The following is a 24132-nucleotide window of genomic DNA, read 5'->3' as shown; positions in this document are numbered from 1 at the left end:
TAGCCATAGAGGAGACGCCTCCCATGTTTCTCGCCGAATATCAGTCCAAGGAATTGCTCGCGCAATACGGGGTCCACGTCCCCGAAGGACGCCCAGCGCGCACACCGGACGAGGCGCAACGCCTCTGCAAGGAAATCGACGCTCGCAAATACGTGGTCAAGGCGCAGATCGGCGCGGGCGGGCGTGGCCTCGCCGGGGGCATCCGCTTTGCGGCCACTCCCTCTGCCGTGGCCGACGAAGCCCGCCGCCTGCTTGGCTCGACCCTCGTGACCGATCAGACCGGACCCGCGGGCGAGACCGTGACCCTCGTGCAGATCGAGGCCGCCATCGACATCGCTCAGAGCTGCTTTGTCGCCATCGCCCTTGACCCCGAGACGGGCCAACCCATGCTCTTGGCCTCCGGTGCAGGCGGCGTGGAATTCGAGCAACGCGCCCGAATGGACGAGGATACCGCCCAAAGCTGCCCTCTTCCCCCGGATAGCCCCGAGAGCCGCACGGCGCTTGCGACCTTCCTGTCCGGCGTCGGCATGACCGAGGCACAAGAGGCCGCGATCACGGCGATCTTTGCCGCCCGCCTCGCCTTTACCGAAAACGACATGACACTGATCGAGATCAACCCCTTTGCCCGCACCGGCGATGGCCGCTGGATGGCAGTTGACGCCAAGGTGGCGATTGATCCCAACGCAGGCTTTCGTCGCCCCGAATTCGCCTCGATGGTGGCGGACCGCCCGGCCCCCGCCGATGAACTTGCCGCGCAGAAACACAACATCAACCTCGTTCGGCTCGAGGGCAATATCGGCGTCGTGGCCAATGGCGCGGGACTGGGCCTTGCCACCAATGACCTGATCATGGACGCAGGCGGCAAGGCGGCGAATTTCATGGACATCCGCACAACGGCCAGCAGCATGGATGTGGCGCGCGGGGTCGAGATACTTCTCGCCGATGATCGCGTGACCGCGATCCTGCTCACGATCCACGGCGGCGGCATGACCTCTGCCGACACGGTGGCCGAAGGCGTCAACTTCGCCTATGCTAAGGCCACGCGCAAGCTGCCGGTGATTGCCTATATCTCGGGCAAACATGCCGATTGGGGCCACCGCATCCTGCGCGAACGCAAAGTCCCGGTCGAGAGCTGCGACACACTGTCGGCGGCGGTCGGGCGGGTGGTAGAGCTGGCTGGCCAGAGGAGGGCACGCTGATGGCGATCTTTGTCAATTCCGAAACACGGCTCATTGTGCAGGGCATGACCGGGCGCTCCGGCACCTTCTACACCGATGAATCGATGCGCTATGGCACGACCTGTGTCGGTGGCGTCCGTCCCGGCAAGGGCGGTGCGCGGCATCTTGGCCTGCCCCTCTTCAACACCGTGCGCGAGGCGGTCGATGCCACCGGGGCCAACGCCAGCCTCGTGATCGTGCCAGCCCCGCAGGCCGGGGCCGCGATGATCGAGGCAATCGAGGCCGGGATAGGCACCGTCGTCTGCGTGACCGAGCGCGTGCCACAGCATGACATGAGCCGGGTCAAACAGGCGCTTGCAGGCACCGACACCGTGCTCATCGGCCCCAATTCCCAAGGCATCCTGACACCGGAGCAATGCAAGATCGGCGTCATGCCCACTGGCAACGCAAAACCGGGTCATATCGGCATCGCCTCGCGTTCGGCCTCGCTCACCTCGGAAATCCTTGCGCAATGCAGCACGGCAGGGCTTGGCCAATCGACCACCGTCGGCATTGGTGGTGACACGCTGCATGGCGTGGGCTTTGTCGAATGCCTCAAGGCCTTTCGCGACGACCCCGAAACCGAGGCCGTCGTGCTGATCGGCGAGATCGGCGGACGCGCCGAGGAAGAGGCCGCCGCCTATCTCGACTCAGTCGATTATGGCAAGCCGGTGGTGGCCCTCGTGGTTGGACGGCACGCGCCGCGCGGCCGCCGAATGGGCCATGCGGGTACGCTCTCGGTTCTGGGCGGCGGGACAGCGGCGGATAAGATCGCCCGCCTGCGCGCCGCCGGGGTCGAGATTGCAGCCCATGCCGATGACGTTGTTGCCGCGGTGGCGCGCGCGACAGCCAAAGCGCCGCAAAAGGCTGCCGCCCGATGAGCGGTTTACCTGAGACAATGTCTGTCGTCGAAATGACCGCCCCCGGCGGCCCCGAGGTGCTGATCCCCGGCACCCGCCCCCTGCCCGCCTGCGGCGCAGGTGAGGTGCTGATCCGCGTCACCGCCACCGGTGTGAACGGCCCGGACATGGTGCAGCGACGTGGGCACTATCCCCCGCCCAAGGGCGCCTCGGACCTGCTCGGCCTCGAAGTGTCCGGCGAAGTCGTGGCCTGCGGCGACGGTGTCACCCAATGGACGCCCGGAGACCGCATCTGTGCGCTGACCAATGGCGGCGGCTATGCCGAATTCGTGGCCGTGGATGCCAGCCACTGCCTGCCCATTCCGCAAGGCGTGGACGAGGTCGCGGCGGCGGGCCTGCCCGAGACCTTCTTTACCGTCTGGAGCAACGTGTTCCTAGATCACGCCTTGCCCAAGGACGGCGTTTTCCTCGTACATGGCGGCGCAGGCGGCATCGGATCAACGGCGATCCAATTGGGCAAGGTCATGGGACTGACCGTGCTGACCACGGTGGGCGATGCCGAGGCAGCCGAATTCGTCACCTCTCTGGGGGCAGACCGCGCCATCAATTTCCGCAGCGAGGATTTCGTGGCCCTCACCCGAGAGGCGGGCGGGGCCGACATCATTCTCGACATCATTGGCGGCGACTATGTGGCGCGCAATATCAAGGCCGCACGCCATGATGCGCGGCTCATCCAACTGGCCTTCAACATGGGCTCGAAGGTCGAGATTGATCTGATGCCGGTGATGCTCAAGCGCCTCAGCTATACCGGTTCCACCCTGCGCTCACGCCCCGAGAGCTTTAAAACACAGGTGGCCGAGGCGCTGCGCGAAACGGTTTGGCCCTTCTTTGCCAACGGCAAATTGCGCCCGGTAACGCACCGGGTTCTGCCCATGGCCGAAGCGGCAGAGGCGCATCGCCTGATGGAAGCGGGCGACCATCACGGCAAAATTCTGCTGCGCCCCTGACGGGGTATCGCTTTAGGCAATTGGCCTGAAGGGGACATTGGCCCTGAGCGATGAGCCGCGCGGTGCCCGTCCGCCGGGTGGGCGCTGCGTCTTCGTCGGCTGGCACTTTATATCCGCCAGAGACTCCCGCGATTTCAAGAGACTGCAACGTTGCAAAAGCGCCCGCCCGAGGGGGCGGACGGGCGCTGCGCGGCGGCGCGTGCCGCGCCTTTATTCCGCGCTTTGGAGATTGGGGCGAATGTCCCTTTCAGGCCAAAACCTGCCGCCGTGCCGCCTTCGCCTCAGCCCAGCGCCACCGCCCGCAACTCGTCGTCCACATGCGGCAGATACTGCGCGAAATTCTCTGCGAACATCGCCACCAGTTTCGCCGCCTGCGCATCATAGGCTGCCGGATCATTCCATGTGCGGCGCGGCTCAAGCAGAACATCCGCCACGCCCGGCACCGACACCGGCACGTCAAAGCCAAAGTTCGCATCCTTGCGGAACTCGACCCCGTTCAGCGATCCATCAAGCGCAGCGGTCAAGAGCGCCCGCGTCGCCTTGATCGGCATCCGCGATCCGGTGCCATAGGCCCCGCCTGTCCAGCCCGAGTTGACCAGCCAGCACGACGCGCCATGGCTCTCGATCTTGGCGCGCAGGAGGTTGCCATAAACCTCCGGACGACGCGGCATGAAGGGGGCGCCAAAGCAGGTCGAAAACACCGGCTGCGGTTCGGTCAACCCACGCTCGGTCCCGGCCATCTTGGCTGTGAAACCCGAGAGGAAATGATACATCGCCTGCGCCGGGGTCAGCCGCGCAATGGGGGGCAGCACGCCGAACGCATCACAGGTCAGCATCACCACATTACGCGGATGTCCCGCAAGCCCGGTGGCCGAAGCATTGGGAATATAATCCAGCGGATAGGCGCAGCGCATATTCTCGGTGAGGCTCGAATCCTCATAGTCCAATTCGCGCGTCTCCGCGTCATAGACCATATTCTCGATCACGGTGCCGAACATCGAACAGGTTGCATAGATCTCCGGCTCCGCCTCGGCACTCAGATGGATCGTCTTGGCATAGCAGCCACCCTCGAAATTGAACGTGCCGGTGTCGGACCAGCCATGCTCGTCATCGCCCAGCAAGGTCCGGTTGGGATCAGCCGAAAGCGTGGTCTTGCCCGTGCCCGAGAGACCAAAGAACACCGCCGCATCCTCGGGGTCATCCTTGGCATGGTTGGCCGAGCAATGCATCGGCATCACACCCTTCTCGGGCAGCAGGTAATTCATCAGGCCAAAGATGGATTTCTTGTTCTCGCCGGCATATTCCGTATTGCCGATCAAGATCAGCTTGGCATCGATATTGACCGCGATCACCGTCTCGGAGCGGCAACCATGCCGCTCCGGGTCCGCCTTGAACCCGGTGCAGTTGATGATCGTGTAATCCGCCACGAAATGATCCAGCGCCTCGCGCTCCGGACGGCGCAGCATGTGGCGGATAAAGAGGTTGTGCCACGCCAGCTCATTGACCAGCCGCACATTGATGCTGTGCGCGGGGTCCGCCCCCGCCACCAGATCCTGCACAAACACTTCACGCCCCGCCAGATAGGCGATCATGTCTTTGTGAAGCTGATCAAAATGCTCCGGCGACATGGGCAGGTTGTTGTCCCACCAGATGGTGTTTTCCGTGGTGGGCGTGCGGACCGTAAACTTGTCCTTGGGCGAGCGGCCGGTGAATTCGCCAGTGCTGACTAACAAAGTGCCGCCCTGCCCCAATTCCCCCTCGCCGCGCTGCACCGAGGCCGCGACCAACGCAGGTTCCATCAGGTTGTAATGGACCTTGCCCAGCCCCGAAATCCCCTGATCTTCCAACCGAAAGCTCGGATTGACCCGTCCTGCCGTCATGTCTCTCTCCCTTTTGGGCGTGGGCGCCCTACCCTGTTCGAACCCGCCATCGCGGCGCATTGGTGTCTGGTATTCCAGCCTGACACGGATTCGCAACCCGCAAACAAGCCCGTTTTTCCAAGTTAGCGCAATCACTTGGCAGGAATCCGCAATGCTGCAAGTGCAAACACCCCCCGCATCCCCTCAATTCGAATTTTCCGCACATATACAGCAAAACAATTCGTTTTCAAAAACTCTGCATTCATGTCAGCCTGATGAGGCCGCACTCACAGGCAAAGGACAAGACCATGCACCCCAATAGCCCCTCGCCCGTCGACAGAACTGGCTTTGTCAGCGCCATGCGTCAGGTCGCAGCCTCGGTGACGGTGGTCACGACCGATGGACCGATGGGCCGGTTCGGGGCCACGGTCAGCGCCTTTACCTCGGTCTCCGCCGATCCACCCTCGGTCCTCGTCTGCCTGCATGGCGAAAGCCGCATCGCCCGCGCTGTGGCCGCCAATGGCCGCTTTTGCGTCAACGTCCTGCCCGAAGGCAGCACCGAGATCGCCGACCGCTTTGCCGGGCGGCATGACGGCTGGGTCACCGACCGCTTTTCCGGCATCGACTGCTACGGCACACCGGGCACCGCCCCCCTGCTCGAAGGGGCGACGGGTTTTGCCTGCGACATGGCGCAGAGCGTCCCCTCAGGCAGCCATCTCATCGTCATCGGTACTGTCACCAGCGTATTCGACGCAGGGGCCGCACCGCTGGCATGGCGCGACGGCGGCTATCATCGGGTGATCCCCAACGATGCCACCCGCTGTGCCGCAGAATGAAAGCCAGACAATGACCACTGCCTATCAAATGCTGATCGACGGCGCTTGGGTCGATGCCTCGGATGGCACCCGGTTCAATAGCTTCAACCCCGCCACCGGCGAGGTATGGGCCACGGCCCCCGAGGCGACCGAGGCCGACGTGACCCGCGCCGTTGAGGCCGCGCACCGCGCCTGCTACGACGGCCCATGGTCCCGCATGACCCCCACCGCGCGCGGCCAATGCCTGCGCCGCTTGGGCGATCTTCTGGCCGAGCACAGCGAACGCTTGGGCGAGGTCGAAACCCGCGATTCCGGCAAGATGTTCAAGGAAACCCGCTGGCAGGCCAAATATATCGCCGAATTCCTGCAATTCTACGCCGGGGCCGCCGACAAGATCACCGGCGAAACCCTGCCCATCGATAAGCCGGATATGTTCGTCTTTACCCACCGCGAACCCTTGGGCGTGGTGGCGGCCATCGTGCCGTGGAACTCCCAGCTTTTCCTGACCGCAGTCAAACTCGGCCCTGCCTTGGCCGCAGGCAATACGCTCGTGCTCAAGACCTCGGAACACGCCCCCGCCGTGATCCTCGAATTCGGGCGGCTGATCGCGCAGGCGGGCATCCCCGACGGCGTCGTCAATATCGTCACCGGCCATGGCGACCCCTGCGGCCGCGTGCTCACCTCACACCCGCTGGTGTCCCGGATCAGCTTTACCGGCGGGCCGAACGCCGCGCGCCATGTGCTGACGAACTCGACGCAGAATTTCGCCCAAGTCAGTCTGGAACTGGGCGGCAAATCCCCCTTCATCGTCTTCGCCGATGCTGACATCGAAAGCGCGGTCAACGGCGCGGTGGCGGGCATCTTCGGGGCCTCCGGCCAAAGCTGCGTCGCAGGCTCGCGCCTCCTCGTGCATGAGGATATCGCCGACGATTTCCTCACCCGCCTCAGCGCCATCGCCCGCGATATCCGCATCGGCGATCCTATGGACGAGGCCACGCAAATGGGCCCCCTCTGCACCCGCGCGCAATTGGACCACATAGAACAGGAAGTGGCCCACGCCCAAACCCAAGGCGCACGCCTGATCTGCGGCGGCAAACGCGCGGCGGCGGGCGAGATGTTCTTTGAGCCGACCATCCTCGATTGCCCCGCCGCCAACCTGCGCATCGTCGATACCGAACTGTTCGGCCCTGTCCTCTCGGTCCTGCGCTTCAAAACCGAAGCCGAGGCCCTCGCCCTCGCCAACGGCTCCGAACATGGGCTGGCCGCAGGCATCTTCACCCGCGACAACGCCCGCGCCCTGCGGATGTCCCGCGCGGTGCGCGCCGGTATCGTCTGGGTCAACACCTACCGCGCCATCAGCCCCATCGCCGAATTCGGCGGCACCAAATCCAGCGGCTATGGCCGCGAGAGCGGCTTTCAGGCGCTCTATGACTACACAAGGCCCAAAACCGTCTGGATGAACATGTCCGACGATCCCATGGCCAACCCCTTTCAAATGCGCTGATCACAGGAGACACCGATGAAATTCCACCTCGCAATCAATCTCGAACGGCTCGACCCATCGGCGGATATGAAGGCGCTGCGCGATCACACCCTCGAAATGGTGCAAATGGCCGAAGCCGCCGGATTCGAAATCGCATGGGCGGCAGAGCATCACGCGCTGGAAATGACCATCGCCCCCAACCCGTTTCAGATCCTGACATGGTGGGGCGAGCATACCAGCCGCATCCGCTTGGGCGTGGGCGTGGTCAACGCCGCCTATTGGCATCCCATCCGTCTGGCCGGTGAGGCGGCGATGCTCGACCTGCTCAGCGACGGGCGGCTTGAGTTTGGCATCGGCTCAGGTGCCTATCAGCGCGAGTTTGACCGCATGATGCCCGGCCTCAATCAACCCGACAGCTGGCGCTACATGCAGGAATCGCTGCCCGCCGTGCAACGCCTTTGGGCGGGCGACTATGCCCATGACGGCGACTACTGGCAGTTCCCCACCGCCACTTCCTGCCCCAAGCCGGTGCAGCAGGAGGTGCCCATCTGGGTCGCCGCCCGCGCCCCCATCACGTTTGATTACGCGGTCGAGCATGGCTGCGACATCATGAGCTGGCCGCTCACCATGCCTTTCTCTGAGGCCGAGAATTACCGCGCCCGGCTCGACGCCGCGATTGCCAAAAACGGTGGCCGCTATGACGGGCATTGGGCGCTGATGCGCCACACGGCAGTTTATGAAACCGAGGACGACCGGCAGGCGGCCTTGGCGGCCCTCCGCCGCGTTCTGGGACAATTCGGCAACCTGATGATGAAACGAGGCGAGGTGGTCAACGGCTTCCCCGACCCCGTCCCGCTGGCGGAATTAGAGGGCAACGCCCGCACCGACCCCGCCATGCTCGAGGAAAACCTCGCCTTCGGCAGCCCCGACACCGTGGCCGATAAAGTCCGCCAATATGAGAGCTTGGGCGTCGATGCCTTCATCTACTACGCCTCAATGGGCCTCGATATGGAACGCCAGAAACGCTCGCTGCAACTCTTCATCGACAAGGTGATGCCACAGTTCGCAGGCCAAAACATCGCCGCTGCGGAATGACCACAACGTGCCGGTCTGTCCTGTAAAAGAGGAGAAATGGCGCGGTTGACGGGGCTCGAACCCGCGACCCCCGGCGTGACAGGCCGGTACTCTAACCAACTGAGCTACAACCGCGCGTGGGCCGCTGCATAAGCGCCCCCCGCGCGCCCGTCAATCCCAAAATCGTCAATCCAGAGCTTGGCCAGAGCTTGGCCAGAGCTTGGCCAGAGCTTGGCCAGAGCTTGGCCAGAGCTTGGCCAGAGCTTGGCCAGAGCTTGTAGTCAGAGCTTGGTAAAGTCGGCTCTCTCAGACCCAATCCCCCAAACCAATACCCCAAACACAAAAGCCCCCGCGATAGCGGGGGCCTTTGATGTCTGCGGTGGCGCGGTTGACGGGGCTCGAACCCGCGACCCCCGGCGTGACAGGCCGGTACTCTAACCAACTGAGCTACAACCGCCCGCAGCACGCTTGGGGTCAGCCCCAAACGTTCCGCGCTTCTATGACGGGTCCGCCCCCCCCGTCAAGCGCTGGCATGCGGAAATTTCAACTTTCCTGATGCCCGTCACGCCCGCCGAAAACGTGATGCCAAACCCATGCGAAAGGTTTGATTTTCGCGGCCAGCCTTGCCACAGTCACAGCACCCCTCGCGGAGAGATGTCCATGCGGCCCCTTCTGCTCTCGATCCTGTGCCTCCTGCTCGCCGCCCCCGCCGGGGCCGCGCCCACCGGCACGTTTCGCCACGCCCATAACGTCGGCTTTGGCGCGCAGTCCAGCCTCGACCCCGCCTCCAAAGGCCGGGTGCTCCAGATCATCGAGAAAATCCAGAGCCGCCTCGTGCGCCCCGGTCGCGGCGGAAAACCCGCGCCGGATCTCGCCACCTCCTGGACCCCAAACGCCGATGGCACGCTCTGGACCTTTCAGATCCGCGATGGTGTGCACTTTCACGACGGTAGCCCGCTCGATGCGGGCGACGTGGTCTATTCGATCAAGCGCGTCATCGACCCCGATTATGGCAGCCCGGCCCGCGCGGCGGTCAAGATGATCACCCGCATCGCCGCCACCGGACCGCTCAGCGTCGAAATGCAGCTCGACTCGCCCTTTGCCGACCTGCCGCTGCAATTGATGGACCCCCGCCTGCGCATCATCCCCCAAGGCTCGGGCGACACCATCGACCAGAGCGGCATCGGCACCGGACCCTTCAAGGTCGAGAAATTCGACCCCGATGGCATCACCGTGCTCATCGCCAATGAGGGCTATTGGGAAGGGCCGCCAAGATTGGAACGGATCGAGGTCATCGGCGTGCCCGATGCGCAGGCCCGGCTTCAGGCCTTTCTCAGCGGGCAACTGGACATGGAACGCGGCATCGTCCCGCTCTTGCGTCGGGCGCTGGACAAATCGCTGCATTATCAATTGCTGGAAATTCCCACCGGCAACTGGATGGGACTGGCCTTTCGTACCGATGTGCCGCCGTTTGACGATCCCCGCGTGCGCCAAGCGCTGCGCCTTACCGTGGACCGCGACGAGATGCTGCAACTGGCGCTGGATGGTGGCGGGGTGATTTCCTGCGACACGCCTGTGGCCCCCAATGACCAATACCGCGCCGAGATGGAGTGTCCCGCTGATCCAGAGCGCGCCCGCGCCCTTTTGACCGAGGCGGGATACCCGGATGGGCTCGACATTGATGTGCATGTCTCGGTGCTCGATCCCAGTTGGCCGGTGATCGGCGTCACCTTTCAGGAACAGGCGGCGCGGGCAGGTATCCGCGTCAACCTGATCAATGCCGCCGCCGATGGGTACTGGTCGAATGTCTGGATGAAAAAGGACGCCTTCAGCACCTCTTGGGGCGAGCGCCCCGCCGATCAGGCCCTGAACGAGGCATTTCACTCCTCTGCTAAATGGAACGAGACCCATTACACCAGCCCCGATTTCGACCGGCTGATCGAAACCGCCCGTGCCGAACTGGATTTCGAACGTCGACGCGCGCTTTATATCGAAGCGCAGGAATATCTGGCGATGAATTCGGGCACGCTCATTCCCTTTCACGTCACGCAACTGGTGGTGCTCTCCAACCGCGTGACCCATTTCGATCCTGTGCCTAATGACGCCCTGCGTTGGCATTTGGTGACGGTGGTGGATTGAGGGGGGATGGGGGACACTAAACGCGTAGGCATTGAGCCGCGCGCTCGCTGGGCCGGGGACTAGCGATGCAACGGTAGTGGCTGCCACTTAATGCCTGCCAAGTCCGTATAACCTCAAATAGACGCGCTACATCTCAAAATCGCTAGGCCGCGGGACGGCCCAGCGATCGCGCGGCGGCGCTTCGCGCCTTGATTCCGCGCGGCTTACACCCCTAGACCCCCCTTAATACGTCCCCGCCACATATTTCGCGATGGCCCCACCGCGTGAATTCACATCCAGTTTCTGGTAAATCGCCTTGAGGTAATACTTGACCGTATTCTCCGACAGCCCCAGCCGCGCCGATATCTGGAAATTCGTCAGCCCATCGACCAAAAGCCCCAATATTTCATGCTCGCGCCGGGTCAGGGAATCGCCCTGCTCGCCCATCAACCGCTTGAGAATCTCCACCGGCAGGATGCTGTGCCCCTCGACCAGATGGCCCAAAACGCGCGGCAGGCTGGTCAAAACCTGCCCCATCATGCAGACCGAATGCGCGCCCGCCTTCACCGCCGTGCGGATAAACGCGAACTCGGCCTCTTCGGCAACGACCACCACCATCACGCGGGGATGGTCGCGCCGCAGCATATCCAGCACCCGGCCTAAATCAGCATCCGCGAGCCGCACCCCCAGAACAAGGATCACCCGCCCCGGTCGCTCGCCCAGCGCCTTGCGCAGGCTCGCCTGATCCGTGGCGAACGGGCCCAGACGCACCTCCGCGATCTGTGCCACCAATGATCCCAACCCCTGACAGACAATCGCCTGCCGGTCGGCCACGATCACCTCGGGCACGTCCAATTTTGCGTCCTCCAAGGTCGCCTCTTCCATATCGCGCACGGGCTCCTCCTCCTGCCCCTTTATACAAGACCAAGGAACGTCCTGAAATCAAACGATTTTTTAGAATGCAACGGCATACCGCCAATCCACCACCGGGTAGGCTGCCCCTACCCACCGGGGCAATCAGCCCCTCGCTTAGCCGCGCTTTTCCATGCGCGCGGGCATTACGCCATGTCCGCGCCCCCCGCATAAAGGGCCAAGCCTGAAGGAGGACAGACATGAACGGCAACTCGCATCTTTTCATTCCCGGACCCACCAATGTGCCTGACGAGGTGCGTCGCGCCATGAACATCCCGATGGAGGATATGCGCGCGCCAGATTTTGGCGATTTCATCCTGCCCCTGCTCTCGGACCTGAAAAAAGCGTTCCGCCTGACCCATGGCCGCGCCTTCGTCTACCCGACCTCCGGCACCGGCGCATGGGAGGCCGCGATTTCCAACACGCTCAACACCGGCGACCGCGTGCTGATGTCGCGTTTCGGCCAGTTTTCAATGCTTTGGGTCGATATGGCCGAGCGTCTGGGACTTGAGGTCGACCTCTGCGAGGTGGAGTGGGGCAAGGGCGTGCCGGTCGAGGATTACGCCGCCAAACTCGCCGCCGACAAGGACCACAAGATTAGGGCCGTCTTTGCCACCCATAACGAGACCGCCACCGGCGTCACCTCGAATATAGCGGCCATCCGTGCGGCCATGGACGCCGTGAACCACCCCGCACTTCTCTTCGTCGATGGCGTGAGTTCCATCGGCTCGATTGAATTCGAGATGGAGGATTGGGGCGTCGACCTCGCCGTCGCAGGCTCGCAAAAGGGCTTCATGCTGCCCGCCGGTCTCGGCCTCTTGGGCGTCAGCGACAAGGCGCTCGCCGCCCATGAGCGTGCCAAAATGCCGCGCTGCTACTTCAGCTTTGCCGACATGATCAAGCTGAACGACACCGGCTATTTTCCCTATACCCCCGCCACCCAGCTCCTGCGCGGGTTGCGCTGCTCGCTCGACATGCTGTTGACGGCGGGCATGGAGAGCGTGTGGGAGCGTCACCACCGCCTCGCCTCGGGCGTGCGCGCCGCGATTGCCGAATGGCAGGGCTGCCGCCTCGTGGCGGATGGCCCGGAATGGCACTCAGATACGGTGTCAGCGATCTACACGCCTGAGGGCGTCGATGCCCGCGACGTCATCGCCACCGCCTATCACAAATATCAGACCTCACTCGGCTCTGGCTTGGCCAAGCTGGCAGGCCGCGCTTTCCGCATCGGTCACTTGGGTTCGCTCAACCCGGTGATGCTCTGCGGTGCCATCTCCGCCGCTGAAATGGCGCTCTGCGATGCCGGGGCCGCGATTGAACCGGGCTGCGGGATCGCCGCCGCACAGGAACATTTCCGCGCCTCCACCCCAACACGGCAGGTGCGCGTCGCATCCGCCCGCGCCGCCTGATCGGGACATAACATGAGCTACACACTTCACCCGCTGAAAAAGCAACGCCTGCAACGCTCGGAACTTGCCGTGCCCGGCTCCAGCCCGTCGATGATCGACAAGGCTGCCGACTCGGATGTCGATTACATCTTCTTTGACCTAGAGGATGCCGTCGCCCCCCCGGACAAGGTGCAGGCCCGCGCCAATATCATTCAGGCGCTGAACGACATCGACTGGAAAGCCAAGGGCAAGACCATCTCGATCCGCATCAACGGGCTGGATACCCATTACATGTATCGCGACGTGGTCGAGATCGTGGAACAGGCGGGCCAGCACCTTGACACCATCCTTGTTCCCAAGGTGGGCGTGCCCGCCGATCTCTACACCGTGGAAACCATGGTCAGCCAGATCGAGACAGCGATGGGCTTTACCCATCAGATCGGCCTTGAGGCGCTTATTGAAACCGCCCTCGGCATGGCCAATGTCGAGGCGATTGCCTCGGCCCCCGGACGGCTCGAGGCGCTGCATTTCGGCGTGGCTGATTACGCCGCCTCCAACCGCGCCCGCACCGTGGTCATCGGTGGCCTCAACCCCGACTACCCCGGCGACCAATGGCATTTTGCGCTCAGCCGCATGACCGTCGCCTGCCGCGCCTACGGGTTGCGCGCCATCGACGGGCCGTTCGGCGATTTCTCCGACCCCGACGGCTATACGCTCTCGGCCAAACGCGCCGCCACCCTGGGGATCGAGGGCAAATGGGCCATCCACCCCAGCCAGATCGCGCTTGCCAATGATGTCTTCTCGCCCCCCGAGGCCGAAGTCACCCGCGCCCGCCGCATTATCGAGGAACTGCGCAAGGCCGAAGCCCAGGGCAAAGGGGCCGCCAGCCTCGACGGCAAGATGATCGACGCGGCATCCGAGCGTATGGCCAATAACGTGATCAGCGTCGCCGACGCCATCGCCGCCAAAGGCTGAGGGCCAAACCAAAAGGCCAACCAGAAAAGGGAGGACTACCAAAATGGACATCCACGAATTCCAAGCCAAGGAACTCTTGAAACGCTTTGGCGTGCAGGTGCCGCGCGGCGGGATCGCCTATAGCCCCGAACAGGCCGTCTACCGCGCCTCAGAGCTGTCCGGCGACCGCTGGGTGGTCAAGGCCCAGATCCATTCCGGCGCGCGCGGCAAGGCGGGCGGCGTGAAGATCTGCAAGAACGAGATCGAGATTTCCGAGGCCGCGCAATGGATGCTGGGCCGCATGCTCGTGACCCATCAGACCGGACCCCAAGGCAAACTGGTGAGCCGCCTCTATATCGAAGAGGCCACCAGCATCGCGCAGGAAATCTATCTGGCCTTCGTGATGGACCGCAAGGAAGAGCGCGTCGTCGTCGTGGCCTCCGGCCAAGGCGGCATGGAAATCGAAGAGATTTCCGCGCAGGAACCCGAATCGATCATCCGCTCGGTGGTCGATCCGGCGGTGGGCATGCAGGCGTTTCAGGCACGCGAAATCGCATTTTCCCTCGGGCTCGACGCCGCCCTCATCCCGCAGGCGGTCAAGACCATCATCGGCTGTTACCGGATGATGGAGGAAACCGACGCCAGTATGGTGGAAATCAACCCGCTCGTCGTCACCACCTCGGGCGAAATCATGGCGCTCGACGCCAAAGTCAGCTTTGACGACAACGCGCTCTTCCGCCGCCCCGAAATCTCGGAACTCCGCGACAAGAGCCAAGAAGACCCGCGTGAAACCTTCGCAGGCGACCGGGGCCTGAACTACATCGGTCTTGAGGGTGAAATCGGCTGTATCGTCAACGGTGCGGGTCTCGCAATGGCGACACTCGACATGATCAAGATGGCGGGTGGCGAGCCTGCCAACTTTCTCGACGTGGGCGGTGGGGCCAGCCCGGAACGGGTGCTGATGTCGTTCAACGCCGTGCTCAACGACCGCAATGTCGAGGCGATTCTCGTCAATATCTTTGCGGGCATCAACCGCTGCGACTGGATCGCAGAGGGGGTGATCCGCGCGGTGCGCGAATTGAACCTCACCCTGCCCCTCGTCGTGCGCCTCTCGGGCACCAATGTCGAAGAGGGTCGCCGCCTTATAGCAGAGAGCGGCTTGCCGATCCTGACCGCCGAGACCCTGGCCGACGCCGCTGATCTGGTGGTTCGGGCTTGGTCTGACACGAAACCCGCCGCAAAAGGAGCCGCATGATGGCCATTATCATCGACAAGAACAGTCGCGTGCTCGTGACCGGCCTCACCGGCCGCATCGGCAGCTTTCATACCCAGGACATGATCAACCACGGCACCAATGTCGTGGGCGGCGTGACCCCCGGCAAGGGCGGCACCAAGCATAACGGCCTGCCCGTCTTCAACACCGTCAAAGGGGCCGTGGCCGAAACAGGCGCGGATCTCGTGATCTGCTTCGTCCCACCGCCCTTTGCCGCCGACAGCATAATGGAGGCGGCGGATGCGGGCATCACCACTTGCGTCTGCATCGCCGACGGCATCCCCGCCAGCGACATGATCAAGGTCAAGCGCTACATGCGCCGCTACAAGGCGGAAAAGCGCATGCGCCTGATTGGCCCCAACTGCGCGGGCATCATCACCCCCGGTCAGGCCTTCGCCGGTCTCATGCCGCCGCATATCTACAAACCCGGTCGCGTGGGCATCATCGGGCGTTCCGGCACCTTGGGCTACGAGGCCGCCAGCCAGATGAAGGAACGCGGCATCGGCGTGTCGACCTCGGTGGGCATCGGCGGCGATCCGATCAACGGCTCCTCCTTCCGCGACATTCTGGAGTTGTTCGAGAATGACGAGGGCACCGACGCCGTGGTGATGGTCGGCGAAATCGGCGGCCCGCAAGAGGCCGAAGCCGCCGCCTATATCCGCGACCACATGACCAAGCCCGTGGCCGCCTATATCGCCGGTCTCTCCGCCCCCAAAGGTCGGCGCATGGGCCATGCCGGGGCCATCGTCTCGGCCTTCGGCGAATCGGCGCAAGAGAAGGTCGAGATCCTCTCCGAGGCGGGCGTCACCATCGTCCCGACACCCTCCTCCTTTGGCGACGTGGTTGAGCGCATGGTCGCCTGAAACCCGTCCCTCCGGGGTCGCCTGTCCCTGCGGGCGGCCCCACCGGAATTTGCGTACAAAACGCGTGTACAAAATGAACATCCTGTACACGCTTGCCCTGTCTCGCACCCCATTCTAGGCTGCGCCGAACCCCAGCCAAAGGTGCCTTATGCGCGCAGCCCTCCTGACCTGTTACAATACCCCCACAGAAATCACCGATGTGCCAGATCCCGACTGTCCCCGCGACGGCGCGGTGATCGCCGTACGCGCCTGTGGTGTCTGCCGTTCGGACCATCACGCGTGGAAAGGGGCCGATCCAGATGTCATCCTGCCACATGTCATGGGGCATGAGTTCGCGGGCGAAGTCCTTGAAATCGGACCAGAATGTCGGGCTTTTGCAGTTGGCGACCGGGTCACGGCACCGTTTATCCTTGGCTGCGGGACCTGCCCCGATTGCCGCGGTGGAGAGCCGACAACCTGCAACCATCAACAGGTGATCGGCTTTACCGGCTGGGGGGCCTTCGCCGAACGCCTCGCCATCCCGCGCGCCGATTTCAACCTCGTGCGCCTGCCCGATGCGATGGATTTTGCGGCCGCCGCCGGCATGGGCTGCCGCGTCACCACCGCCTTCCGCGCCGTGGTGGACCGAGCAAAAACTCAACCCGGTGAATGGCTTAGCGTTCATGGCTGCGGTGGCGTCGGCCTCGCGGCCATCATGATCGGCGCGGCAATTGGCGCGCGGGTTCTGGCCATCGACGTCAACCCCGAGGCGTTGCGCATCGCCAAATCCCTCGGCGCGACCGCCACCCTTGATGCCAGCCATACCCCGGATGTGGGCAGCGCTGTGCGCGACATGACCGAGGGCGGCGCGCATGTGTCACTGGACGCGCTCGGGATTACCGACACCTTTCACAACTCTCTGAAAAGCCTGCGAAAACTTGGGCGGCATGTGCAGATCGGCATGCCCCTTGGCCGTCACGCCACGCCCGAATTGCCCCTGCTCGACCTGGTTTATTCCCGCCAGATCACATTGCACGGAACCCGTGGCATCGGGGCGGACCGCTTTGCTGCCCTCTTCGCCATGATCTCCGCCGGGCATCTCGACCCCGAACGCCTGATCACCAAACGCATCGGTTTGTCGGGGCTGAACGAGGCCTTGAGCGCAATGGACGGGTTTCAGGGCTATGGCGTCACCGTGGTTGACCAGCTAAGCGCTTGATTCGCCTTAGTTTCGCCACAATTGCGCCCTAACCGCGCCGTGAAACTTACCGATCCTGTAAGGATAATCAAAGGTCAGGCCGTCCAAGGTCTGCCACCCCATAAATGGAGCAGTCCCATGCCACAGGCCATCCCCCCGATTCCCGGGCCCAAATCCGCGCCCCCGCAACCCGCGTCGCAAGCGCAACCCAAGCCAAATGCCGCACCAGTCTATCAGGATTACGCCAGCATCTGAGAAATGAAAAAGGCCGCATCCCAATAGGATACGGCCTTTTCTTCAGGTATCACTTCAAGATCAGCCGACCAGTTCAAGGCCGGAAAAGAAATAGGCGATCTCAACAGCGGCTGTCTCGGTCGCGTCCGACCCATGGACCGAATTCTCACCCACCGACTCGGCAAACTCCGCGCGGACCGTGCCAGCGGCAGCATCCGCAGGGTTGGTGGCACCCATCACTTCACGGTTCTTGGCCACAGCGCCTTCGCCTTCCAGAACCTGCACCACAACCGGGCCTGACGCCATAAATTCGCACAATTCGCCGTAAAACGGGCGCTCTTTGTGCACGGCATAGAAAACACCCGCCTGTTCCGGGGTCAGTTGGATGCGTTTTTGGGCGACAATACGCAAACCTGCATCTTCGAACTTGGCATTGATCTTGCCGGTCAGGTTGCGCTTGGTCGCGTCGGGTTTGATGATGCTCAGCGTGCGTTCAACAGCCATTTCAGCCTCTTTTCCATAGGTTTCACCGGCCCGGCCCCTTGCCCGACCGCGTTTGATCGCGGGTCGGATAGCATGCACACCGCCCCTTGAAAAGCCGCGATTGACGGCGGCGCGCACTTACGGCATGCGGGGGGCCATGTTGCACATTGATGATATCACCTATTCGGTCGCGGGCCGCACCCTGATCGACAGCGCCTCCGCCAGCATCCCCGACGGCCACAAGGTTGGCATCGTGGGCCGCAATGGCACGGGCAAGACCACCCTCTTTCGCCTGATCCGAGGCGAACTGGCGCTGGAGGGCGGTAGCATCAGCCTGCCATCGCGCGCGCGCATCGGCGGCGTGGCGCAAGAAGTGCCCGGAAACGAGGTGTCGCTCGTCAACACCGTGTTGAGCTATGACACGGAACGTGCTGAACTCATGGAAGAATCCGAGCGCTCGACCGATGGCGCGCGGATCGCCGAAATCCAGACCCGTCTGGCCGATATCGACGCTTGGTCCGCCGAGGCGCGCGCCGCGAGCATCCTCAAGGGGCTGGGCTTCACCGACGAGGAACAGCTTATGCCCTGCTCCGCCTTTTCTGGCGGCTGGCGGATGCGAGTGGCATTGGCGGGGGTGCTCTTTTCGCAACCCGATCTGCTGCTGTTGGACGAACCGACCAACTATCTCGATCTTGAGGGCGCGTTGTGGCTCGAAACCTACCTCGCGCGCTATCCGCATACGGTGCTGATTGTTAGCCATGATCGCGGGCTCTTGAACCGTGCTGTGGGCTCGATCCTGCATCTCGAGGACAAGAAACTCACGCTTTATCAAGGGGGTTACGAGACATTCGCGGAAACCCGTGCCGCCCGTCTCGCCGCCGCCGCCTCTGAAGCCAAGAAGCAGGACGCCCGCCGCGCGCATCTCCAGAGCTTTGTCGACCGCTTTCGTGCCAAGGCGAGCAAGGCCGTGCAGGCACAATCGCGCCTCAAGATGATCGCCAAGCTCAAGCCGATCACGACGCCGCAAGAGGCGGCGCTCAAACGCTTTACCTTTCCCACGCCCGAAGAACTCTCGCCGCCCATTCTGCGGATCGAGAGCGGATCAGTGGGCTATGATGGCGTGCCGGTGTTGCGGCGGCTGAACCTCCGGATTGATCAGGATGACCGGATCGCCCTGCTGGGTCGGAATGGCGAAGGAAAATCAACGCTTTCCAAGCTCTTAGCGGGCAAACTTCAACCCATTGAAGGGCAACTGCACAAGTCTTCCAAGCTGCGCGTTGGCTATTTCGCGCAGCATCAGGTCGAAGAATTGCACCTTGACGAGACCCCCATCGACCACATTCGCCGGATGCGCCCAACCGAAACGCCCGCCAAGTTAAGGGCTCGTTTAGGGGGCTTTGGTATTGGAGCGGAGCAGGCGGAAACGCTGGTGGGAAAACTGTCAGGTGGGCAGAAGGCGCGGTTGTCGTTGATGCTGGCGACGGTGGATGCGCCGCATATGTTGATTCTCGACGAACCGACCAATCACCTTGATATCGAGAGCCGCGAGGCGCTGGTGGAGGCGCTGACCGCCTATAGCGGCGCAATCATTCTGGTCAGCCATGACATGCATCTCCTGGGGCTTGTGGCGGATCGACTGTGGCTGGTACGAGGTGGCGAAGTGGCCCCCTATGAGGGCGATCTGGAGAGTTACCGCGCCATGCTGCTCAACGGCTCGGACACGGAAAAACCAGCCGAAAAACCCAAGGAAATCAAGGTCAAACGGCCCTCGCGCGACGCAATCCTCAAACTGCGGCAGGATGTGAAACGCTGTGAGGAGCGGCTTGAGAAACTACATGGTATGGAAGGGAAGGTCGCCGAGAAACTGGCAGATCCGAAGATCTATCACGATGTCCACGGGCTGACCCAATGGCAAAAGAAATACGCCGAAATCAAGCAGGGTCTGTCTCTGGCTGAAACCCTCTGGATGGAAGCGTTGGAGCGGCTTGAGGCAACTGAGGGCTGAGGCGCGCCGTACGTTTGTGCGGGCGGACCGTACGTTTCGGAGCCCCTTTGGCCCGCAATCTGGGGTGAGGGCGGTTTTCTCTTGGCATTTGACCCTGAAAATGGTGCAAGGCCCGTATGGACAGCGCATTTCTGATCACCGCCTTTGTCACGCTCTTTGTGATCATTGATCCTATCGGGATGACGCCGCTCTTTGTGGCGCTGACCCAAGGCATGAACACGGCGCGACGTCGAGCGATTGCCATTCGCGCCTGTGTCACCTCGGCGCTGCTGCTCATTCTCTTTGCCGCGCTCGGTGAGGCGGTGCTGAGCTTTATCGGCATTTCCATGCCTGCGTTTCGCATCGCCGGTGGGTTGCTGCTGTTTCTAACCGCGCTCGACATGCTCTTTGAGCGGCGTGGACAGCGTCGCAAAGGACAGGCAGATGCGGCAGAAGAGGAAGAGGGTGACGATCCGTCAATCTTTCCCATAGCCATTCCCCTGATCGCCGGGCCGGGGTCGATTGCCACGGTGATCCTCTTGGCCGGGCAAAAGCCGGGGGTCGAAGGCTTGCTCTGGGTGATTGGCGTGATGTTGTCGGTGATCGCCCTGGTCTTTGTGATGTTTCTGACCTCGGGCCTGCTGGAACGCGCGCTTGGCAAGGTCGGGATCAACGTGGTGACGCGCCTTTTGGGCATGCTGCTGGCGGCGCTCGCTGTGCAATTCGTTCTGGACGGGCTGCGCGGCTTTGGTCTGGCGGGATGAGCGCCTATATCTGAGCCATGGAACAGGTTGATTATACACAGTTGACGTATCTCGTCATCCTTGGATCGGTGATCCTGATGTGGTTCGTGGTGCAGAACCGCGCCTCCTTGGGCAAGTTGATCCAACAGGCGATGATCTGGGCGCTGATTTTCGTCGGGGCTCTGGCTGTGGTCGGGCTCTGGGATGATATTCGTCAGACCGTCCGTCCCATGCAGAGCGTGGTCTCGGAGGATCGGATCGAGCTGCCGCGCGCGCCGGATGGGCATTATTATCTGACAGCAGATGTGGAGGGTGTGCCCGTGCGGTTCGTGGTTGATACCGGAGCGAGCCAGATCGTGTTGAACCAAAACGATGCAGAGCGGATCGGGATCGACACCGGAAAGCTGGCCTATATGGGGCGCGCCTTTACCGCCAATGGCGAGGTGCGAACGGCCCCGGTGCGCCTGAAAAGCGTGGCGGTGGGGCCGGTGCAACATTCAGATGTGCGCGCGGTAGTGAATGAGGGCGAGATGGGCCAGTCATTGCTGGGAATGGCGTATTTGCAGCGGTTCTCGAGCATCGAAATCACGGGTGGCCTGTTGGTGCTGACCCGGTAGTTTGGACGGGACTGCGATCTTGAAGGGCGCGCGCGGCGCCTAAGGCGGAGTGAGGGCAGGTTTGGGCCTGAAGGGGGCGTTGGACCTGAGCGATGAGCCGCGCGGTGCCCGTCCGTCGGGTGGGCGCTGCACCATAGTCGGCTGTCACTTTATGCTTGCCAAATACATCCGCGTTATCAGTGCGTTGTGACGTCGCAAAAGCGCCCGCCCGGTGGGGCGGACGGGCGCTGCGCGGCGGCGCTTCGCGCCTTGATTCCGCGCTTTGGACATTGGGGCCAATGTCCCCTTCAGGCCAATCTCGCCCCTCGCCTGCCTCAGCGAATGACAATCTCATCGCTGCGCAACAGTCCCAGAACCTCGCGTGCCTGCTGATCGAGCAGGTCGAGATCGAGATAGCTGTCCGACAGACGCCGGGTCAGGTTCTCCATCCGCGCCACCCGCGCGTCGAGCGCATCGAGTTGGGCCTGCAACTCCACGCTCTGCGCGTCGATTTCGGCACGGCGAAACAGGCCGTAATCGCCCTGCACGGCGGCAAATGTGAAATAGGCCCCCAGAAAGAAGGCGATCACGAAAAAGATCAACAGGCCCCAAGGGCGGCTGCGGGGTGTCATGCTCTGGTCTGCCTCTTCAATCCGCCTCGTGCTGGGCGTTTCGCCTACAATGCCACAGGTGATTCGCTTTGTGAATCCCCTTTCGCCGTGGCCTTGCCCACTCTAGCATACCCGCAAAAGGAGAGCACGATGCAGGACAGCCCGGCGCAGGATAGGCTCGAGACCCATCAGGTGACCAACCAGCCCGCCCCGCGTGGCGATCTCGATCTCTGGGCGGGCGATCCGGGCTTGCAAACCCATGCGACGGCGGCAGGGGCCGATCCCGAGGTGTTGGCCGCCTACGGGGCGCGTATCGGCACCGAGGCGCTGCGCGAGGCGGGGCGCGCCGCCAACCGCCATCCGCCCGAACTGGTGCTTTTTGATGCAGGCGGGCGCCGGCTGGATGAGGTGCGGTTTCACCCGGCCTATCACGATTTGATGCGCGTTGGCATCGGCGCGGGCTATGCGGCGCTTGCGTGGGAGGGGGCGAGGGGCGGGCATGCCAGCCATGCCGCGATGGTCTATATGACCTCTCAGGTGGAACCGGGCGTGTGCTGTCCGATGACCATGACCTATGCCGCCGTGCCGGCACTGCGGGTTGACAAGGCGCTCCTTGCCGACTGGGTGCCCAAGCTCACAGCGCGCACCTATGATCCGGGCGCCAAGCCGCTGGCGCGCAAACCCGGGGCTACACTGGGCATGGCGATGACCGAAAAGCAGGGCGGATCGGACATCCGCGCCACTGCCACCACGGCCACGCCTGAGGGGGATACCTATCGCCTTGTTGGGCATAAATGGTTCTGCTCCGCGCCGATGTCGGACGGGTTTCTGACGCTGGCACAAGCGCCCGAGGGGCTGACCTGCTTTCTGGTGCCGCGTTGGCTGGAGGGGGGGCGCAATGGCATCCAGATCCAGCGACTGAAGGACAAGCTGGGCAACCGCGCCAATGCATCGGCTGAGATCGAGTATCACGGGGCGATCGCCTATCGGCTGGGCGATGAGAGCGCGGGGCTGCGGACCATTCTCGAGATGGTGCATCACACGCGGCTCGATACCGCCATGGCACCGGCGGGATTGATGCGGGCGGCGTTGGATCAGGCGCAGTATTGGGCCTGCCACCGCTCGGCTTTTCAGAAACGGCTCATTGATCAGCCGCTGATGCGCGCCGTTCTGGCCGATCTGGCGCTGGATTGGGAGGGCACGCTGGCGCTTGGGCTTCATGTGGCGCGGGCGTTTGACGGGCGGGGGGCCGCGGACCGCGCCTTTGCTCGCCTTGGCGTGGCTCTGGCCAAGTTTATGGGCAACAAGCTCTGCCCTTGTGTGGTCTATGAGGCGATGGAGGCGATGGGCGGCATGGGCTATGTCGAGGATACGCCCCTGCCGATGCTCTACCGCGAAGCGCCGCTCAATTCGATCTGGGAAGGGTCGGGCAATGTCATCTGCCTTGATATCCTGCGCACCCTGCGCAAGGAGCCTCTGGCCGGTGAGGTGTTGAGCGCGGAACTGGCCAGCGTCGCCGGGCAGGACAGCCGCTTTGACGCGGCCCTCAAGGCGCATATGCAGACCTTTCCCAAGCTGCCCGACGAGGCACAGGCGCGCTGGTATGCCGAGAGCCTCGCCACGCTTCTCACCGCCTCGGTGCTGATGCGGCATGCGCCGGACGCGGTGGCAAGCGCCTATATCGCCACACGGCTCAGCGATCCACGCGGACGGGTGGCCGGGGCGATTGGCACGCTCGACACCGCCCCCATTCTGGCGCGGTTGGGGGGCGGGGCATAATAAATTCATAACGTCGAATGTGTTTGATCCAGATCAAGGTCAACGCCACTGCGCACGGCCTAGAGTGCCCTTATAAAATACGGATTCCGAATTCATCTTTGTCTGAAAGAGGACATCATGCGCAAAATCATCACTGCCGCCACCCTTGGCCTTGCCACCCTGACCAGTCCCGGCATGGCCGAAGACGCCAAGCAGATGGTCACGATCTTGACCAGTGGAGAGCCGCAAACGCAGCTGATGGGCATGGTTCTGACCCTGCAGACGACTAAGGCCGGAGCAAGCTCCTATGTGCTGCTCTGTGGCCCCGCCGGTGATCTGGCCCTCAAGGACGCCCCCGCCAGTGCCACCGCCCCGCAAGCGCCGATGGGAATGAGCCCACAGGGTCTGATGCAAAAGATCATGGACGCCGGGGCCACAGTCGAGGTGTGCGCCATCTACCTGCCCAACAAGGGCGTTGACGGAACCGCCCTGCTCGACGGGATCACCGCCGCCAAACCGCCCGCCGTGGCCGCGCGCCTCTTGGCGGAGGAAACGCGGATCATGTCCTTCTGAGGCTTGGTCTGCGGGGCCGCCTCACATCCTCGCCCGGCGTAACAAGTATTCTGGTTGAAAACGGGACGAACATGCGAGGCGGTCCACCTTTCAAAGAGTGGATTTGGACTGGACTGGACTGGGCCTTGGCAAGCGATGCTCTACGCGGCG

Annotated in this window: 21 protein-coding genes and 2 tRNA genes; 17 read left to right on the top strand and 6 right to left on the bottom strand. The window is 63.0% G+C overall.

Going from position 1 to position 24132, the window contains the following annotated elements; translation table 11 throughout:
- The first annotated feature begins 23 nt into the window (after positions 1–23).
- The 3 genes from ROS217_RS11780 to ROS217_RS11770 are packed head-to-tail and all read left to right on the top strand — an operon-like array spanning position 24 to position 3084.
- On the top strand, positions 24–1199 hold the full coding sequence (locus ROS217_RS11780; RefSeq protein WP_009817975.1) for a succinate--CoA ligase subunit beta: 1176 nt from the start codon (positions 24–26) through the stop codon (positions 1197–1199).
- Positions 1199–2098: a succinate--CoA ligase subunit alpha gene (sucD, locus tag ROS217_RS11775; protein WP_009817974.1), complete on the top strand. Its 900-nt coding sequence runs from the start codon at positions 1199–1201 to the stop codon at positions 2096–2098. The genes ROS217_RS11780 and sucD (ROS217_RS11775) overlap by 1 nt, the downstream gene beginning before the upstream one ends.
- Positions 2095–3084: an NAD(P)H-quinone oxidoreductase gene (locus ROS217_RS11770; RefSeq protein ID WP_040650557.1), complete on the top strand. Its 990-nt coding sequence runs from the start codon at positions 2095–2097 to the stop codon at positions 3082–3084. Before sucD (ROS217_RS11775) ends, ROS217_RS11770 begins: the two co-directional genes overlap by 4 nt.
- Before the next feature lie 281 nt (positions 3085–3365).
- Here ROS217_RS11770 and ROS217_RS11765 read toward each other — a convergent pair whose 3' ends face one another.
- Positions 3366–4964 (bottom strand): phosphoenolpyruvate carboxykinase, encoded by a 1599-nt coding sequence (locus ROS217_RS11765; RefSeq protein ID WP_040651389.1) that lies wholly within the window; start codon positions 4962–4964, stop codon positions 3366–3368.
- A 287-nt stretch (positions 4965–5251) separates the two neighbouring features.
- Here ROS217_RS11765 and ROS217_RS11760 point away from each other — a divergent pair, with 287 nt between their 5' ends.
- Genes ROS217_RS11760 through ROS217_RS11750 form a run of 3 tightly spaced genes read left to right on the top strand, consistent with a single transcriptional unit; the run spans position 5252 to position 8336 of the window.
- Positions 5252–5779: a flavin reductase family protein gene (locus tag ROS217_RS11760; RefSeq protein ID WP_040651387.1), complete on the top strand. Its 528-nt coding sequence runs from the start codon at positions 5252–5254 to the stop codon at positions 5777–5779.
- Positions 5780–5789: 10 nt separating this feature from the next.
- Positions 5790–7262 carry an aldehyde dehydrogenase gene (locus tag ROS217_RS11755; RefSeq protein WP_040651384.1) on the top strand — a complete coding sequence of 491 codons (1473 nt, stop codon included), beginning with the start codon at positions 5790–5792 and terminating at the stop codon, positions 7260–7262.
- A 15-nt stretch (positions 7263–7277) separates the two neighbouring features.
- Positions 7278–8336 carry an LLM class flavin-dependent oxidoreductase gene (locus ROS217_RS11750; protein ID WP_009817969.1) on the top strand — a complete coding sequence of 353 codons (1059 nt, stop codon included), beginning with the start codon at positions 7278–7280 and terminating at the stop codon, positions 8334–8336.
- Between the two features lie 37 nt (positions 8337–8373).
- On the opposite strand, the gene ROS217_RS11745 is transcribed toward ROS217_RS11750, so the two are convergent.
- Together ROS217_RS11745 and ROS217_RS11740 are read right to left on the bottom strand one after the other, a co-directional pair.
- A tRNA-Asp gene (locus ROS217_RS11745) sits at positions 8374–8450 on the bottom strand.
- A gap of 245 nt (positions 8451–8695) precedes the next feature.
- Positions 8696–8772 (bottom strand) — tRNA-Asp (locus ROS217_RS11740).
- A 203-nt stretch (positions 8773–8975) separates the two neighbouring features.
- Between ROS217_RS11740 and ROS217_RS11735 the strand changes: the two genes are divergently transcribed.
- On the top strand, positions 8976–10454 hold the full coding sequence (locus tag ROS217_RS11735) for an ABC transporter substrate-binding protein (RefSeq protein WP_254656417.1): 1479 nt from the start codon (positions 8976–8978) through the stop codon (positions 10452–10454).
- A gap of 222 nt (positions 10455–10676) precedes the next feature.
- Here the strand turns inward: ROS217_RS11735 and ROS217_RS11730 are convergent, their stop codons facing one another.
- On the bottom strand, positions 10677–11318 hold the full coding sequence (locus ROS217_RS11730; protein ID WP_040650556.1) for a helix-turn-helix transcriptional regulator: 642 nt from the start codon (positions 11316–11318) through the stop codon (positions 10677–10679).
- Between the two features lie 227 nt (positions 11319–11545).
- On the opposite strand from ROS217_RS11730, the gene ROS217_RS11725 reads away from it, so the two are divergent.
- The 5 genes from ROS217_RS11725 to ROS217_RS11705 all read left to right on the top strand — a co-directional run bounded on the left by ROS217_RS11725 (position 11546) and on the right by ROS217_RS11705 (position 17021).
- Entirely contained in the window at positions 11546–12754 is a 1209-nt protein-coding gene (locus ROS217_RS11725) for a pyridoxal-phosphate-dependent aminotransferase family protein (protein WP_009817966.1), read from the top strand.
- Positions 12755–12766: 12 nt separating this feature from the next.
- Positions 12767–13708 carry an HpcH/HpaI aldolase/citrate lyase family protein gene (locus ROS217_RS11720; RefSeq protein ID WP_008280157.1) on the top strand — a complete coding sequence of 314 codons (942 nt, stop codon included), beginning with the start codon at positions 12767–12769 and terminating at the stop codon, positions 13706–13708.
- Between the two features lie 43 nt (positions 13709–13751).
- Positions 13752–14942, top strand: coding sequence for a malate--CoA ligase subunit beta (locus ROS217_RS11715; protein ID WP_009817965.1), 1191 nt, complete (start codon positions 13752–13754; stop codon positions 14940–14942).
- Positions 14942–15823, top strand: a complete 882-nt coding sequence (gene sucD, locus ROS217_RS11710) for a succinate--CoA ligase subunit alpha (protein WP_198134887.1) — start codon at positions 14942–14944, stop codon at positions 15821–15823. Before ROS217_RS11715 ends, sucD (ROS217_RS11710) begins: the two co-directional genes overlap by 1 nt.
- Positions 15824–15971: 148 nt before the next feature.
- Positions 15972–17021, top strand: coding sequence for a zinc-dependent alcohol dehydrogenase family protein (locus tag ROS217_RS11705; RefSeq protein WP_009817963.1), 1050 nt, complete (start codon positions 15972–15974; stop codon positions 17019–17021).
- 294 nt (positions 17022–17315) lie between these two features.
- On the opposite strand, the gene ndk is transcribed toward ROS217_RS11705, so the two are convergent.
- Positions 17316–17738: a nucleoside-diphosphate kinase gene (gene ndk / locus ROS217_RS11700; RefSeq protein ID WP_009817962.1), complete on the bottom strand. Its 423-nt coding sequence runs from the start codon at positions 17736–17738 to the stop codon at positions 17316–17318.
- A 136-nt stretch (positions 17739–17874) separates the two neighbouring features.
- Between ndk and ROS217_RS11695 the strand changes: the two genes are divergently transcribed.
- From ROS217_RS11695 to ROS217_RS11685, 3 genes are all read left to right on the top strand, one after another.
- A complete protein-coding gene (locus ROS217_RS11695; RefSeq protein WP_040650555.1) occupies positions 17875–19722 on the top strand; it encodes an ABC-F family ATP-binding cassette domain-containing protein in 1848 nt (615 codons plus the stop codon).
- Between the two features lie 116 nt (positions 19723–19838).
- Complete coding sequence (locus ROS217_RS11690) at positions 19839–20465, top strand: MarC family protein (RefSeq protein WP_009817960.1); 627 nt, start codon at positions 19839–19841, stop codon at positions 20463–20465.
- A gap of 17 nt (positions 20466–20482) precedes the next feature.
- On the top strand, positions 20483–21061 hold the full coding sequence (locus tag ROS217_RS11685; RefSeq protein ID WP_009817959.1) for a retropepsin-like aspartic protease family protein: 579 nt from the start codon (positions 20483–20485) through the stop codon (positions 21059–21061).
- 314 nt (positions 21062–21375) lie between these two features.
- Here the strand turns inward: ROS217_RS11685 and ROS217_RS11680 are convergent, their stop codons facing one another.
- Entirely contained in the window at positions 21376–21672 is a 297-nt protein-coding gene (locus tag ROS217_RS11680; protein ID WP_009817958.1) for an FtsB family cell division protein, read from the bottom strand.
- 129 nt (positions 21673–21801) lie between these two features.
- On the opposite strand from ROS217_RS11680, the gene ROS217_RS11675 reads away from it, so the two are divergent.
- Positions 21802–23430, top strand: coding sequence for an acyl-CoA dehydrogenase family protein (locus ROS217_RS11675; protein ID WP_009817957.1), 1629 nt, complete (start codon positions 21802–21804; stop codon positions 23428–23430).
- A gap of 117 nt (positions 23431–23547) precedes the next feature.
- Positions 23548–23982: a hypothetical protein gene (locus tag ROS217_RS11670; RefSeq protein WP_009817956.1), complete on the top strand. Its 435-nt coding sequence runs from the start codon at positions 23548–23550 to the stop codon at positions 23980–23982.
- Positions 23983–24132: the final 150 nt, after the last annotated feature.

Origin of the sequence: Roseovarius sp. 217 (assembly GCF_000152845.1) — a bacterium.
Lineage (GTDB): Bacteria > Pseudomonadota > Alphaproteobacteria > Rhodobacterales > Rhodobacteraceae > Roseovarius.
The sequence above is the reverse complement of the archived record's forward strand: the minus strand, read 5'-3'. Positions and strand labels throughout refer to the sequence as shown.

What these genes read in the sequence shown, in the direction of transcription:
- sucD (WP_009817974.1), top strand. Translation starts at nt 1,199, where the DNA reads ATGGCGATCTTTGTCAATTCCGAAACACGGCTCATTGTGCAGGGCATG.
- sucD (WP_198134887.1), top strand. Translation starts at nt 14,942, where the DNA reads ATGGCCATTATCATCGACAAGAACAGTCGCGTGCTCGTGACCGGCCTC.
- ROS217_RS11760 (WP_040651387.1), top strand. Translation starts at nt 5,252, where the DNA reads ATGCACCCCAATAGCCCCTCGCCCGTCGACAGAACTGGCTTTGTCAGC.
- ROS217_RS11750 (WP_009817969.1), top strand. Translation starts at nt 7,278, where the DNA reads ATGAAATTCCACCTCGCAATCAATCTCGAACGGCTCGACCCATCGGCG.
- ROS217_RS11755 (WP_040651384.1), top strand. Translation starts at nt 5,790, where the DNA reads ATGACCACTGCCTATCAAATGCTGATCGACGGCGCTTGGGTCGATGCC.
- ROS217_RS11770 (WP_040650557.1), top strand. Translation starts at nt 2,095, where the DNA reads ATGAGCGGTTTACCTGAGACAATGTCTGTCGTCGAAATGACCGCCCCC.
- ROS217_RS11735 (WP_254656417.1), top strand. Translation starts at nt 8,976, where the DNA reads ATGCGGCCCCTTCTGCTCTCGATCCTGTGCCTCCTGCTCGCCGCCCCC.
- ROS217_RS11690 (WP_009817960.1), top strand. Translation starts at nt 19,839, where the DNA reads ATGGACAGCGCATTTCTGATCACCGCCTTTGTCACGCTCTTTGTGATC.
- ROS217_RS11685 (WP_009817959.1), top strand. Translation starts at nt 20,483, where the DNA reads ATGGAACAGGTTGATTATACACAGTTGACGTATCTCGTCATCCTTGGA.
- ROS217_RS11695 (WP_040650555.1), top strand. Translation starts at nt 17,875, where the DNA reads ATGTTGCACATTGATGATATCACCTATTCGGTCGCGGGCCGCACCCTG.
- ROS217_RS11715 (WP_009817965.1), top strand. Translation starts at nt 13,752, where the DNA reads ATGGACATCCACGAATTCCAAGCCAAGGAACTCTTGAAACGCTTTGGC.
- ROS217_RS11680 (WP_009817958.1), bottom strand. Translation starts at nt 21,672, where the DNA reads ATGACACCCCGCAGCCGCCCTTGGGGCCTGTTGATCTTTTTCGTGATC.
- ROS217_RS11780 (WP_009817975.1), top strand. Translation starts at nt 24, where the DNA reads ATGTTTCTCGCCGAATATCAGTCCAAGGAATTGCTCGCGCAATACGGG.
- ROS217_RS11675 (WP_009817957.1), top strand. Translation starts at nt 21,802, where the DNA reads ATGCAGGACAGCCCGGCGCAGGATAGGCTCGAGACCCATCAGGTGACC.
- ROS217_RS11725 (WP_009817966.1), top strand. Translation starts at nt 11,546, where the DNA reads ATGAACGGCAACTCGCATCTTTTCATTCCCGGACCCACCAATGTGCCT.
- ROS217_RS11670 (WP_009817956.1), top strand. Translation starts at nt 23,548, where the DNA reads ATGCGCAAAATCATCACTGCCGCCACCCTTGGCCTTGCCACCCTGACC.
- ROS217_RS11730 (WP_040650556.1), bottom strand. Translation starts at nt 11,318, where the DNA reads ATGGAAGAGGCGACCTTGGAGGACGCAAAATTGGACGTGCCCGAGGTG.
- ROS217_RS11705 (WP_009817963.1), top strand. Translation starts at nt 15,972, where the DNA reads ATGCGCGCAGCCCTCCTGACCTGTTACAATACCCCCACAGAAATCACC.
- ndk (WP_009817962.1), bottom strand. Translation starts at nt 17,738, where the DNA reads ATGGCTGTTGAACGCACGCTGAGCATCATCAAACCCGACGCGACCAAG.
- ROS217_RS11720 (WP_008280157.1), top strand. Translation starts at nt 12,767, where the DNA reads ATGAGCTACACACTTCACCCGCTGAAAAAGCAACGCCTGCAACGCTCG.
- ROS217_RS11765 (WP_040651389.1), bottom strand. Translation starts at nt 4,964, where the DNA reads ATGACGGCAGGACGGGTCAATCCGAGCTTTCGGTTGGAAGATCAGGGG.